Annotated in this window: 12 protein-coding genes; 9 read left to right on the forward strand and 3 right to left on the reverse strand. The window is 66.6% G+C overall.

Translation table 11 applies throughout. The features are described 5' to 3' along the window. Window positions 1-92: 92 nt before the first annotated feature. From aguB to ABNW52_RS00425, 3 genes are read right to left on the reverse strand one after another with little or no spacing between them, the layout of a single operon-like run. Window positions 93-962 (reverse strand): N-carbamoylputrescine amidase, encoded by an 870-nt coding sequence (gene aguB / locus ABNW52_RS00415; RefSeq protein ID WP_349582475.1) that lies wholly within the window; start codon window positions 960-962, stop codon window positions 93-95. Then, window positions 955-2,073 (reverse strand): arginase family protein, encoded by a 1,119-nt coding sequence (locus ABNW52_RS00420; RefSeq protein ID WP_349582478.1) that lies wholly within the window; start codon window positions 2,071-2,073, stop codon window positions 955-957. The genes aguB and ABNW52_RS00420 overlap by 8 nt, the downstream gene beginning before the upstream one ends. A gap of 15 nt (window positions 2,074-2,088) precedes the next feature. Then, complete coding sequence (locus ABNW52_RS00425) at window positions 2,089-3,183, reverse strand: polyamine ABC transporter substrate-binding protein (protein ID WP_349582480.1); 1,095 nt, start codon at window positions 3,181-3,183, stop codon at window positions 2,089-2,091. 117 nt (window positions 3,184-3,300) lie between these two features. Between ABNW52_RS00425 and ABNW52_RS00430 the strand changes: the two genes are divergently transcribed. The 9 genes from ABNW52_RS00430 to ABNW52_RS00470 all read left to right on the forward strand — a co-directional run bounded on the left by ABNW52_RS00430 (window position 3,301) and on the right by ABNW52_RS00470 (window position 12,806). Continuing rightward, window positions 3,301-4,239: a LysR family transcriptional regulator gene (locus ABNW52_RS00430; RefSeq protein WP_349582483.1), complete on the forward strand. Its 939-nt coding sequence runs from the start codon at window positions 3,301-3,303 to the stop codon at window positions 4,237-4,239. Window positions 4,240-4,388: 149 nt separating this feature from the next. Next, a complete protein-coding gene (gene aroC, locus ABNW52_RS00435; protein WP_349582486.1) occupies window positions 4,389-5,489 on the forward strand; it encodes a chorismate synthase in 1,101 nt (366 codons plus the stop codon). Between the two features lie 81 nt (window positions 5,490-5,570). Then, on the forward strand, window positions 5,571-6,968 hold the full coding sequence (locus ABNW52_RS00440; RefSeq protein ID WP_349582488.1) for an EAL and HDOD domain-containing protein: 1,398 nt from the start codon (window positions 5,571-5,573) through the stop codon (window positions 6,966-6,968). Between the two features lie 147 nt (window positions 6,969-7,115). After that, window positions 7,116-7,967 (forward strand): pirin family protein, encoded by an 852-nt coding sequence (locus tag ABNW52_RS00445; RefSeq protein WP_349582491.1) that lies wholly within the window; start codon window positions 7,116-7,118, stop codon window positions 7,965-7,967. A 9-nt stretch (window positions 7,968-7,976) separates the two neighbouring features. Beyond that, window positions 7,977-8,837 (forward strand): pirin family protein, encoded by an 861-nt coding sequence (locus tag ABNW52_RS00450; protein ID WP_349582494.1) that lies wholly within the window; start codon window positions 7,977-7,979, stop codon window positions 8,835-8,837. Between the two features lie 253 nt (window positions 8,838-9,090). After that, complete coding sequence (locus ABNW52_RS00455) at window positions 9,091-9,822, forward strand: substrate-binding periplasmic protein (RefSeq protein ID WP_349582497.1); 732 nt, start codon at window positions 9,091-9,093, stop codon at window positions 9,820-9,822. A gap of 108 nt (window positions 9,823-9,930) precedes the next feature. Beyond that, window positions 9,931-10,674, forward strand: coding sequence for a TerC family protein (locus ABNW52_RS00460; RefSeq protein ID WP_349582500.1), 744 nt, complete (start codon window positions 9,931-9,933; stop codon window positions 10,672-10,674). Between the two features lie 11 nt (window positions 10,675-10,685). Further along, window positions 10,686-11,120, forward strand: a complete 435-nt coding sequence (locus tag ABNW52_RS00465) for a universal stress protein (protein ID WP_349582503.1) — start codon at window positions 10,686-10,688, stop codon at window positions 11,118-11,120. Window positions 11,121-11,204: 84 nt separating this feature from the next. After that, window positions 11,205-12,806 (forward strand): MFS transporter, encoded by a 1,602-nt coding sequence (locus ABNW52_RS00470; protein ID WP_349582506.1) that lies wholly within the window; start codon window positions 11,205-11,207, stop codon window positions 12,804-12,806. The last annotated feature ends 43 nt before the right edge of the window (window positions 12,807-12,849 follow it).

A 12,849-nucleotide genomic window follows, 5' to 3' on the forward strand; every position in this document is an offset into this window, starting at 1 on the left:
GTTGGCCGCAGCCCGGCACCAGTGAAAACGCCGTCCACTGTTCCGGTGGACGGCGTTTTCGTGCTGCAACCAAGTATTTTTCTATCGTCGGCTCAACCCTGCGCAAACTGCAGCAGCGTGCCGTAGTGCTCCACGCGGCGGTCGCGGAACACGCCCCAGGCGCGGCGTTTGGCGGCCAGCGCATCCAGGTCGAAGCTGGCGGTGAGGATGCAGCCGTCTTCGTCTGCCGCCTCGGCGCGCAGTTCGCCGTCTTCGGCGGCGATGAAGGAGCCGCCGTAGAAGCTGATATGCGTGCCGGCCTCGCCGTGTTCGGTGCCGACGCGGTTGCTGGCCAGCAGTGGCATCACGTTGGCCGCGGCGTGGCCGCGCTGGGTGTTCTGCCAGTGGCGCATGGAGTTGATGCTCGCATCGTGCGGCTCGCTGCCGATGGCGGTGGGGTAGAGCAGAATCTCGGCGCCCATCAGTGCCATGCAGCGCGCGGTCTCCGGGAACCACTGATCCCAGCAGATGCCGACGCCCAGCTTGCCGTAGCGGGTGTCCCACACCTTGAAGCCCATATCGCCGGGCGAGAAGTAGAACTTTTCGCTGTAGCCGGGGCCATCCGGAATGTGCATCTTGCGGTAGTGGCCGAGGATGCTGCCGTCGGCGTCGATCATCGCCAGGCTGTTGAACTGGGTGTTGCCGGCCTGTTCGAAAAAGCTCACCGGCAGCACCACCTGCAGTTCGCGCGCCAGCGCGGCGAAGCGGCCCAGCCACGGGTGGCCGTCGAACGGTGCGGCCAGCGCGTTGTGGTGGTGGCGCTGGTCGATACAGAAGTACGGCGTTTCAAACAGCTCCTGCAGTAGGATGATGTTGGCGCCGCGGGCGGCGGCTTCGCGCACCAGCGCTTCGGCGCGCTCAAGGTTGGTCGCACGGCCCCAGCTGCAGCGCATCTGGGTGGTGGCGACGGTGACGTTACGCATGGTGTTCCTCCAATCCGGCCCAGTACGGGCGTTGTGCATCCAGCGCGTGGCTGACGGCGCTGGCTTCGCCGGCGCTCAGCGGCCGGTCGGGTATCAGGTGTGGGTCGTCGAAGTCGACCTGCTGGCCGCTCAGGCCCTCGATCACGCCGAGGGTGGCGATCGGCAGGTAGGGCAGGCTGTAGCCGCCTTCCTGCAGCATCACGATGCGGCCGCCGCACAGGCTTTCGGCCACGGCCACCAGGCTGGCGGCCAGGCGGCGGTAGCCGGGGCGGGTCAGACGCATGCGCCCCAGCGGGTCGTAGGCATTGGCATCCTGGCCGGCGGAGACCAGGATCAGCTGCGGCGCGAAGCGGCGCAGGATGGGCAGCAGCACGCGCTCGAAGGCGTCGGCATAGGCGGCGTAGCCGCTGCCGGCCGGCAGCGGAATGTTGACGGTGTAGCCCGCACCGCGGCCTTCGCCGTGTTCGGCGCTGCTGCCGCCTTCCTGCGGGTAGTTGTCCTCTTCGTGCAGCGAGCAGAACAGCACGCTGTCGTCGCCGTAGAAGATGTGCTGGGTGCCGTTGCCGTGGTGCACGTCCCAGTCGATGATGGCGACGCGTTCGACGCTGTACTTGGCCTGCGCGTGGCGCGCGGCCACCGCCACGTTGTTGTAGTAGCAGTAGCCCATGGCGTAGTCCGGGCCGGCATGGTGGCCGGAGGGGCGGATCAGCGCGTAGGTGTTGCGCACTTCGCCCTGCATTACCGCATCCACCGCGGCACAGGCGCCACCGGCGGCGGCGCGGGCGATGCGTTCGGTGGCCGGGCCGCCGCGGGCGTCGGAACCCAGCTGCACGCCATCGCTTTGCGCCGCGGCACAGTTGGCCGCCAGGCTGGCGAGGTAGGCCGGGGTGTGTACCCGCAGCAGGGCGTCGTCGCCGGCCGGCTGGTAGTCAAGCGGACGCAGGCGCGCCGTCATGCCGGTGGCGTCGAGCAGTGCCTTGGTGTAGCGCAGGCGCAGCGGGGTGTCGAACTCCTCGCCGCAATCGGCACTGCCATGTTGGCCGCAGTACTGCTGGCGGCCGGCGTTGTGTTCCAGAAACAGGTCGTCGTAGATGAAGCCGGTAGTGGTCATGGCTGGCGCTCCCGCTTAACGGCCGGTCTTGAATTTTTGCCACAGGCGGGTCTGCAGCCGCATGGTGGCCGGGTCGAACGGACGTTGCACCCACAGCGTCTGCATGCGCTTGCTGTCCGGGAAGATCATCGGGTCGCCGGTGAGGTCCTTGCTCATCAGCTTCACCGCCTTGGCATTGGGGCTGGGGTACATCACCGCGTTGCTGATGTGGGCCACCACGTCCGGGCGCAGGATGTAGTTGATGAACTTGTGCGCGTTGTCGACATTCTTGGCGTCCTTGGGGATCACCATGCTGTCGAACCAGATCGGTGCGCCGCTCTGCGGGATGCTGTAGGCGATGTTGTTGCCGGTCTTGCTGTCGCGGGCGCGCAGCTTGGCCACCAGCACGGCGCCGGAATAGCCGGTGGACACGCAGACTTCGCCGTTGGCCAGATCGTTCATCACCGGGGTGGCGATCAGGCGGCGCACGAACGGGCGCGCCTTCTGCAGCACGCCGGCGGCGGCTTCGTAGTCCTGCGGCTTGGTACTGTTAGGGTCGCGGCCAACGTAGCGCAGTGCCAGCGGGAACATGGCGCTGCCGGCATCGTTGTAGGCCACGCCACAGCCTTGCAGCTTGGCGAGGATGGCCGGGTTGAACAGCAGCTCATAGCTGTTGGCCGGCAGCTGGCCGCCGAGCGCCTTTTTCACCTTGTCGACGTTGTAGCCGATGGCGGTGGTGCCCCACATATACGGCACGCTGTACTGCATGCCCGGGTCGACGCTGCCCACCTTGGGCACGAAGGCCGGATCGAGGTTTTTCAGGTTTGGCAGCTTGCTCTTGTCCAGCTTCTGGTACACCCCGCTCTGGATCTGGCGGCTGAGAAAATCGTTGGACGGAAATACCAGGTCGTAGCCGCTGCCGCCGGCCAGCAGCTTGGTTTGCAGCACCTCGTTGCTGTCGTACACGTCCAGCCGCACCTTGATGCCGCTTTCTTTTTCGAAATTGGCAATAGTGTCGGGGGCGAAGTACTCGCCCCAGTTGTAGATGTTAAGCGTGCCGCCGGCGTGGGCGGCCAGCGGTATAAAGCCGACAAGACAGCTTGCGGCAAGGGTTTTAACGGTTGTTTTCATTGCCTTTCTCCATTTGTAGTCCGCAATATGGCAAGCGGTGCAGCCATCATGGCGCGATTCGCCCCGGCGGATAAAGCACGTGGTGCGCAGTTCTTTTTTTCCTGAATGGAAAAACTCATGGATACTTTTCACGCGATTTCCGCCTTTCTGGCGGTGGCGGAAACCGGCAGCCTGTCGCGGGCGGCGCTGAAGCTGGGCAAGACGCCATCGGCCATCACCAAGGCTATCAATGGACTGGAGGCGTCGCTGGGCAGCCGGCTGCTGACACGCACCACGCGCCAGGTGGCGCTGACCGAGGCCGGCCGCATCTATCTGGAAACCGCCAGCGAGGCGATGGCGCAGCTGGCGCGCGTCGGCCAGCGCATCAACGAGCTGGACGGCATGCCGCGCGGCCGGCTGCGCATCACTGCGGCGCTGTCGTTCGGGCGCGCGGTGCTGTCGTCGTTCTGCCCGGCCTTCATGCAGCGTTATCCGGAGGTGGAGCTGGACGTGGCGCTGTCGGACCGCTACGTGGACCTGGTGGCGGAAAACTACGATGTGGCGCTGCGGCTGGGGCACCACGATCTGCCAGGGCAGATCGCCAAGGTGATCGGCGATAACCGGGTGATGGTGTGCGCGTCGGCCGACTACCTGGCCAGCGCGCCGCCGCTGCGCGAGCCGCGCGATCTGGCGCTGCACCGCTGCCTGATCTACCGCCACCCGCTGCTCAACCCGGCGTGGTTCTTCAGCCGCGATGGCCACAGCCAGCGCATCGAACCGGTTGGCCGCATCCAGTCCGACAACTTCGATCTGCTGATCGACGCCGCCTGCGCCGGGCAGGGCATCCTGCCGTGTCCGCGCTGGAGCGCGCTGCGTCACCTGGCGGTCGGACGGCTGCAGCAAGTGCTGCCGGAGTATTACTGCACCGGTGAAAGTTTTGGCCGCGACCATGTGTATGCGGTGTATCCGGCATCGCGCCGCAACTCGTTGAAAGTACGGCTGTTTGTGCAGGAAATACAGCAGTGGATGGAGCAGCATTTCCCCGCCGGCCACCCGCCGCTCGCCGGCGGCGTTTAAGTATTTTTGCGCGGTGGTCGCTCTGTACCAATCGGTGCTCGCGGTGGAGGCGGCATGGCCCGGCGGTGAACTGTCGGCTGCCTCTCTGGAGGCGCTGCCAGCCGTGCTAGAATCCATCGCGATCACCACAAGAATCTAGGGATAAAGCGATGTCTGGCAATAGCATGGGTCTGCTGTTTTCTGTCACCTCTTTCGGCGAAAGCCACGGGCCGGGTATCGGCTGCGTGGTGGATGGCTGCCCACCGGGGCTGGAACTGTCCGAGGCCGACATTCAGGCCGAGCTGGATCGCCGCAAGCCCGGTACCAGCCGCCACGTGACCCAGCGCCGCGAGCCGGACACTGTCGAGATCCTCTCCGGCGTGTACGAGGGCAAGACCACCGGCACGCCAATCGCGCTGTTGATCCGCAACACCGACCAGCGCAGCAAGGACTACGGCAATATCGCCGATACCTTCCGCCCGGGGCACGCCGACTACACCTACTGGCACAAGTACGGCATCCGCGACCCGCGTGGCGGCGGCCGCTCCTCGGCGCGCGAGACCGCGGTGCGGGTGGCCGCCGGCGCCATTGCCAAGAAATGGCTGCGCGAGAAATTCGGCATCGTGATCCGCGGCCACATGACGCAGATCGGCGCGGTGGAAATTCCGTTCCAGAGCTGGAACGTGGTCAACGACAACCCGTTCTTTGCCGCCGACGCCAGCAAGGTGGACGAGCTGGAAGCCTATATGGACAGCATCCGCAAGAGCCTGGACTCGGTCGGCGCACGCCTGCGCGTGGTGGCCGAGAACGTACCGGTGGGTTGGGGCGAGCCGGTGTACGACCGCCTGGACGCCGACATCGCCTACGCGATGATGAACATCAACGCGGTGAAGGGCGTGGAGATCGGCGCCGGCTTCGGCTGCGTCACCCAGCGCGGCAGCGAGCACGGCGACGAACTGACGCCGCAGGGCTTTGCCAGCAACCACGCCGGCGGCGTGCTGGGCGGCATTTCCACCGGCCAGGACATCGAAGTGTCGATCGCCATCAAGCCGACCTCGTCCATCGCCCAGCCGCGCCGCTCCATCAACAAGGCCGGCGAGCCGATCGAGATGGAAACCCATGGCCGCCACGATCCGTGCGTCGGCATCCGCGCCACGCCGATCGCCGAGGCGATGCTGGCGCTGGTGTTGATCGACCACGCGCTGCGCCACCGCGCGCAGTGCGGCGATGTGCATGTCGATACCCCGCGCATTCCGGGGCGCATCGGCTAGATTGATAACCAGATACGCTTGTCGCGCAGCGGCAAGCGCTTGGCTCTGAATAACACTGGTTTTACGACGGGATACCCGATCATGTTGAAAAGTCTGTTTGGTGGTTTGGGCAAGGGCAACAAGGATGAGCCGGCGGCCAACGAGCCGGGTGCCGTCCCCGCGGCCGCCACGCCGGACCCGGCCTCCCAGGCCGCTCCGGTGCTGCCGCCCACCTTCGGCTTTGTGATGCACCAGGCGGTGCACGACAGTCAGCAGCGGGTGGTCGCCTACGAGTTCATGGTGCGCGACGCGCTGCGGCGCAAGGAATCCAGCGCCAGCCAGTGGGTGCAGTTCGATCACCTGATGATCAGCACGCTGATCAATATGGACGTGTTCCGCCTGCTGGCCTTCCGCCGCGCGCTGGTGCACATCTCCACCACCTCGCTGAACGACCCGGCGCTGGAAGGCTTTCCGACCGACCGCGTGTACTTCGTGCTCAACCCGCCGTCGGACGAGCCGGTGACCGAGGCCATCATCGCCGAGATCGACCGTCACAAGGCGCAGGGGCGCCGCTTTGCGCTGGAGCCGGCGCTGTTCGGCCACCACGTGGCGTCCGAGCTGCTGCAGGACGAGCTGCTGTCGCGCATGGACATCCTGGTGCTGGATTTCGCCGCCGCGGTGGACGATGTGCTGGCACCGTTCCTGGACCAGCTGCCGGGCAAATACCCGGCGGCGCGCTGGTATGCGCGCAATATCGGCTCGGCGGAAGAGTTCGACGTGTGCGTGAAAACGCCGGGCGCCGCCAAGCGCTTCGCCTTGTACCAGGGCAGCTTCCTTACCAACTTCCACCCGCTGCCGGCGGCGCAGGTGGATGCCAGCCAGATGCGCATCATGGAAATCATGCGCCTGCTGCGCGCCGGCGCCGACGGCGTGGAGATCGACGCCCAGTTCAAGCTGGATTCGCTGCTGCTGTTCAAGCTGCTGCGCTTCATCAACTCGCCGATGAACGGCCTGTCGCGCAAGGTGATGACCATCCAGGAATCGCTGATGCTGATCGGCCGCGATTCGCTGTTCAAGTGGCTGACGCTGCTGCTGTTCACCACCCGCAAGGACGATGGCCGCTCGGTGGCGCTGATGGAGCGCTCGCTGTTCCGCGCCCGCTTCATGCAGAAGCTGGGCGAGATGGGCGGCAACCACAAGCTGGAGTGCGAGCACCTGTTCCTGACCGGCATGTTCTCGCTGCTGGATGCGCTGATGCAGGTGAAGCTGGCCGATGCGCTGGAGCCGCTGGAGCTGCCGCCGACGGTGGCGGATGCGCTGCTCAACCAGCGCGGGTTGTTTGCGCCGTACCTGGCGCTGGCGATGGCGGCGGAGCAGGACAACATCGAACGGGTAACCACGCTGGCGCGCATGCTCAAGCTGGAGCCGGCGGTGGTGAACCGCAGCCACCTGGACGCCATGGTGTGGGCGCAGGAGATGCTGGCGCCGGCCAGCGAGTAAGCCGCTGCGCCGCCGTTGCCAAGCCGTCCGTTGTGGGCGGCTTTTTTGCTCGTTTTTTTTGAAGACTGCTTGCAGTTTTTTGCGCTTTTCTATCGGCGGCGGCTTTCTTATAGTTGGCCGCATAACAACGCTACGAGGAACGCTACCATGACTACTGCTTTCCAATCCCGCCAGGTAGAACGCCTGGTGGTCGGCATCGACACCGCCGACGGCGCCGGGGTCAATCTCAAGCGCGTGCTGACACAGGACCTGCAGCGCCGGCTCGATCCGTTCCTGATGCTGGACGAGTTCCGCTCCGACGACCCCAATGACTATATCGCCGGCTTCCCGCCGCATCCGCACCGCGGCTTCGAGACCGTCACCTACATGCTGGCCGGGCGCATGCGCCACCGCGACAGCGGCGGCAACGAAGGCCTGCTGGGGCCGGGCGGCGTGCAGTGGATGACTGCCGGTCGCGGCGTGATCCACTCCGAAATGCCGGAGCAGGAAGAAGGCCTGATGCACGGCTTCCAGCTGTGGATCAACCTGCCGGGCAAGCGCAAGATGATTCCGGCTGCCTACCAGGACATTCCGTCCAGCGATATTCCGGTGGTCAGCCTGGCTGATGGCAGCAAGGTGAAGGTGATTGCCGGCCATTACGCCGACACCGCCGGCACTATCCAGCAGCCGGACACCGAGCCGCTGTATCTGGACGTAACGTTGGCCGCAGGCCAGACGCAGCAGATCAGCATCCCGGCCGGGCATAACGCCTTTTTGTACGTGTACCAGGGCCAGATCGCCGTCGGCGAGCCGGCGCGGCCGGTGACCGAGGGGCGCATGGCGGTGCTATCCGGCAGTGGTGACGGCGTGAGCTTTCACAGCGAAGCGGGTGCCAGCGTGCTGGTGCTGGCCGGCAAGCCGCTGTGTGAGCCGATCGCGCAGTACGGTCCGTTCGTGATGAACAGTCGTGCCGAACTGGAACAGGCATTTGCCGATTACCAGGCCGGCACCCTGGCCTAAGGAGCTGCGATGAACGCCATCATGCAACGCATTGAACCGAAGCAGCAGGACATCGGCTTTATCGTACGCCGGCTGCTGCCGGTGCGCGGCTGCCGCCAGATCGGGCCGTTTGTGTTTCTGGACCACATGGGGCCGGCGTATTTCGTGGCCGCCGGCACCGAAGGCGATGTGCGGCCGCATCCGCACATCGGCCTCGCCACCGTCACCTACCTGACGCAGGGCGCGATGATGCACCGCGACAGCCTGGGCACGGTGCAGCGCATTGAGCCGGGAGCGGTGAACCTGATGGTGGCCGGCCGCGGTATCGTGCACTCCGAGCGTGTGCCGCCGGACATCCGCGAATGCCAGCTGGCGGTGGAGGGGCTGCAGATGTGGCTGGCACTGCCGCTGGCGGACGAAGCCTGCGCGCCGGCCTTCCACCACTACCCGGCGGACGAGCTGCCGCAAAGCCAGCTGCCGCGCGCGCTGGTGCGGCTGTTGATCGGCAACGCCTACGGCATGCACTCGCCGGTGCGCACCTTCAGCGACACGCTGTATCTGGACTGGCAGCTGAAGGGCGGCGGCGAACTGCTGCTGCCGGAGGTGGCCGAGCGCGGCCTGTACCTGTTCGACGGTGAAGTGCAGCTTGGCGACGAGCGGGTGCGCGCCGGCGAGCTGGTGCAGCTGGGGCCGGGCGAGATCCGCCTGCAGGCTAGCGCCTGCGCCCACGGCGTGCTGTTTGGCGGCGCGCCGCTGGATGCGCCGCGCTATCTGGACTGGAACTTCGTCGCCAGCGACAAGGCCCGGCTGCAGCAGGCGCGCGAGGACTGGGCGGCCGGCCGTTTTGCCATGGTGCCGGGCGAAACCGAGTTCATCCCGCTGCCGGGCTAGCGCGCAAGCGCCACGACTGGCCAGTCAGGCATGCTGGCTGGCAGCGGTGACAACGATGACAACGCCGCGTGCCGATAATGGTGCGCGGCGTTTTGTTTCCTGCCTGCCCGGGCGGGCATGCAGCGGTCGGGCCGGCGCTGCCATGACAACCGAGGCGGGCTTGTGGCAAAGTGCGGTGCATAATTGTTAACTGCGCGTCATCGCTGCGGCCAACCTGGTGTCGGCATGACAGCGCAGTAGGGCAGGGGGATGCATGAAACGCGCTTACCGGCGCCTGCTGTTGCTGCTTGGCGGCCTGTTGGCCGCCACCGGCCCGGCCTGTGCCGCCACGCTGAGCATCGTGGTGGACGACAGCACCGAAATGCCGCTGGCCGAGCTGCGCGATGGCCAGCTGCTGCAGGGCTGGCACAAGGATATCGGCGTGTTGCTGGCCGCCAGGCTGGGGCGCGAGCCGCGCTTCCTGGTCCGGCCGCGCAAGCGGCTGCCGGTGTCGCTGGCCAGTGGCGATGCCGATATCGTCTGCGGTTACCAGCCGGCGTGGCTGCCGGGGCCATTCTTGTGGAGCGCGCCGGTGGCCGAACATACCGACGTGCTGGTGACCCTGCGGCGCGCGCCGCGCCCGCCGGCGCTGGCCGCGGTTGCCGATCAGCCGGTCGGCACCGTGCTCGGCTTCCGTTACCCGGAGCTGGAGGCGGTGCTGGGGGCGCATTTCATCCGCGATGATGCGCCACAGATGCAGGCCAATCTGGAAAAGCTGGTCGCCGGGCGCATCAGGCATGTGGTGGTCAACAGCCAGTTTCTGGATTATCAGATCAAGCGCGGCCTGTTCCGCCATGCGCTGCACCCGCGGCTGCTGGTCAGCCGGACACGGGTGCAGTGTGCGTTGTCGCCGCACAGCAGCGTCAGCCTGGCCGAGCTCAACCGCGCCATCCGCCAGTTGCAGGCCCGCGGCCGCCTGCAGGCGGCGTATAACCGTTATCGCTAGCCGGTTGCCGCCCGGTGCAGCGGCTAACATGAAACATCAACCCGGCCGCGCGATGCGGCCAACCTGTCATCGCCGTGCCTGCGCACGGCCCGTCGTCGAGGACACGCCATGGAGTTGTACGGGATGGAGCTGTTCAGCATGGCCTTCCTGAGTGCCGTGCTGCAGATCGTGATGATCGACATTCTGCTGGGCGGCGACAACGCAGTGGTGATCGCGTTGGCCTGCCGCAAGCTGTCGCCGGAACTGCGGCGCAAGGGCATCATGTGGGGTGTGGCCGGCGCCATTGCGCTGCGCATCGCGCTGATCTTCTTTGCCTTGCAGCTGCTGGCGCTGCCGTACCTGAAAGTGGTGGGCGCGCTGCTGCTGTTGTGGATCGGCATCAAGCTGATGCAGCCGGAAGAAGGCGACGCGCATAGCAATATCGAGGGCAGCACCCACCTGCTGGGGGCGATCAAGACCATCATCGTGGCCGACGCGGTGATGAGCCTGGACAACGTGATTGCCGTGGCCGGTGCCGCCCGCGGCGAGCTGGGGCTGGTGGTGTTCGGTATCCTGATCAGCATTCCCATCATCGTGTGGGGCAGCCAGTTCGTGCTCAAGCTGATGGACCGTTTTCCGCTGGTGATCACCTTTGGTGCCGCGCTGCTGGGCTGGATCGCCGGCGACATGCTGCTGGGCGACGTGGCGGTCAAGCCGCTGCTGGCCGGCGCGCCGCACGGCCTGCACTATGTGGCCGCCGCCGCTGGCGCCTTGGGGGTGGTGCTGGTGGGCAGCCTGCTGGCGCGGCGCGCGCAGGCGCAGCACATCCATGAAGTGGCGCTGGGCGACGAAAGCCCGCGCAAACCATCGTGAAGGAAACCAAGATGAGCATGCGGATATTGCTGGCGGTGGATGGCTCGGCCTGCGCCATGCGCGCGGTGAAGCACGTGTTGCAGCTGCGCGAGCTGCTGGGCGCGCTGGAGGTGCACCTGCTGACGGTGCAGGTGCCGGTGGAATCCGGCCACGTGCGCTGGTTTGTCAGCCACGAGCAGCTGGAGAACTACTACCGCGAAGAAGGGTTGGCTGCATTGCAGCCGGCCAAGGCGGCACTGGAGGCGGCCGGCCAGCCCTACACGCCGCACATCGCGGTGGGGCACACCGCCAGCACCATCGCCCACTACGCCAGCGAGGTACGCGCCCACCAGGTGGTGATGGGCTCGCATGGCCGCTCCGGGCTGGGGCGCGCGCTGCTGGGCTCGGTCACCAGCGAGGTGATTCGCCTGTCGTCGGTGCCGGTGACCGTGGTCAGCCACGAGTAAATATCCTGCCGTTTGCCCGTCGGCGCCCGCGCTGACGGGCGTCTTGTTTTCTCCACCCCGCTGTTGCCGGACCCGATTGCCACCATGACTGCCCCCGCTACCTCCACGACACCGTTGCCGGCCTGGACGCCGCTGAAACAACCGCTGTTCCGCATGCTGTGGAGCACCTGGCTGACGGCCAACATCTGCATGTGGATGAACGACGTGGCCGCCGCCTGGCTGATGACCTCGCTCAGCAGCAGCCCGGTGCTGGTGGCGCTGGTGCAGGCGGCGTCTACCTTGCCGGTGTTCCTGCTGGGGGTGCCGTGCGGGGCGCTGGCAGATATCGTCGACCGGCGCCGTTTTTTCATCGCCACCCAGTTCTGGGTGGCCGCGGTGGCCATTACCCTGAGCCTGACCACTTTTCTGGGCTTGCTGACGCCGGGGCTGCTGCTGACGCTGACGTTTGCCTACGGCATCGGCCTGGCCATGCGCTGGCCGCTGTTCGCGGCGCTGATTCCCACCCTGGTGCCCCGGGCCGAGCTGCCGGGTGCGCTGGTGCTCAACGCGGTGGCGATGAACCTGTCGCGGGTGATCGGCCCCATCGTCGCCGGCGGCATCATCGCCGCGGCCGGCAGCGGCTACGTGTTTCTGCTCAACGCCGTGCTGTCGGTGGCCATCGGCCTGCTGCTGCTGACCTGGCGCCACCAGCAAAAGATCAGCTCGCTGCCGGGCGAGCGCTTCTTCGGTGCCATCCGCGTGGGGCTGCAGTACGTGCGGCAGTCGCCGGAACTGCACATCATCATGCTGCGGGTGTTTACCTTCTTCACGCTGTCCACTGCCTTGCTGGCGCTGCTGCCGCTGGTGGCGCGGCGCTTTCCCGGCGCCGGTGCCGGCACCTTTACCCTGCTGCTGGCCAGCATGGGCGCCGGCGCGGTGCTGGCGGCGTTCCTGCTGCCGTATGTGCGCCAGCACCTGCCGCGCGACACCCTGTTGCTCTATGGCACGCTGCTGCATGCCGCCATCACCGTGCTGGTGGCGCATGTGCCCAGCCCATGGTTGGCTGCCGTGCTGATGCCGCTGGCCGGCATGGCGTGGATCTCGGTGGCCAACTCGCTGACGGTGTCGGCGCAGGCGGCGCTGCCGGACTGGGTGCGCGCGCGCGGCATGTCCATCCACCAGATGACCATGATGGGCTCCAGCGCGCTGGGCGCCGCGCTGTGGGGGCAGGTGGCCAGCATCAGCAGCGTGCCGACGGCGCTGACCATTGCCGCCGGCTGCGCATTGCTGGGCTTGCTGCTCACCCGCCGCCTGACGCTGGGGATACACAACGAGGACAAGTCGCCGGTGCGGCTGTGGCAGGCGCCGGAAGTCGCCATCGACATCGAGCCGGACCAGGGCCCGGTATTGATCATGGTGGAGTACCGCATCGACCCGAGCCGCGCCGAGGAGTTTGCCCAGCTGATGCGCGAAACCCGGCGCTCGCGGCTGCGCAACGGCGCGCTGTCGTGGGAACTGTTCCACGATACTGCCGAGCCCGGCGTCTATATTGAACAGTTCACCGACAGTTCGTGGTTGGAATACCTAAGGCGCAACGAGCGCGGCACCGCCGCCGACCTCAGCCTGCGCGACCGCCGGCATGAGCTGCATCTGGAGACCGCGCCGCCGCGCATCCGCCGTTTCATCGCGGCGCCGGTGGCGCGCTGAAATACCCTTGACCGATGTCATGTCTGCCAGCGCCCGCCGCGCC

The organism is Vogesella oryzagri, from assembly GCF_040148885.1.
Taxonomy (GTDB): Bacteria; Pseudomonadota; Gammaproteobacteria; order Burkholderiales; family Chromobacteriaceae; genus Vogesella; species Vogesella oryzagri.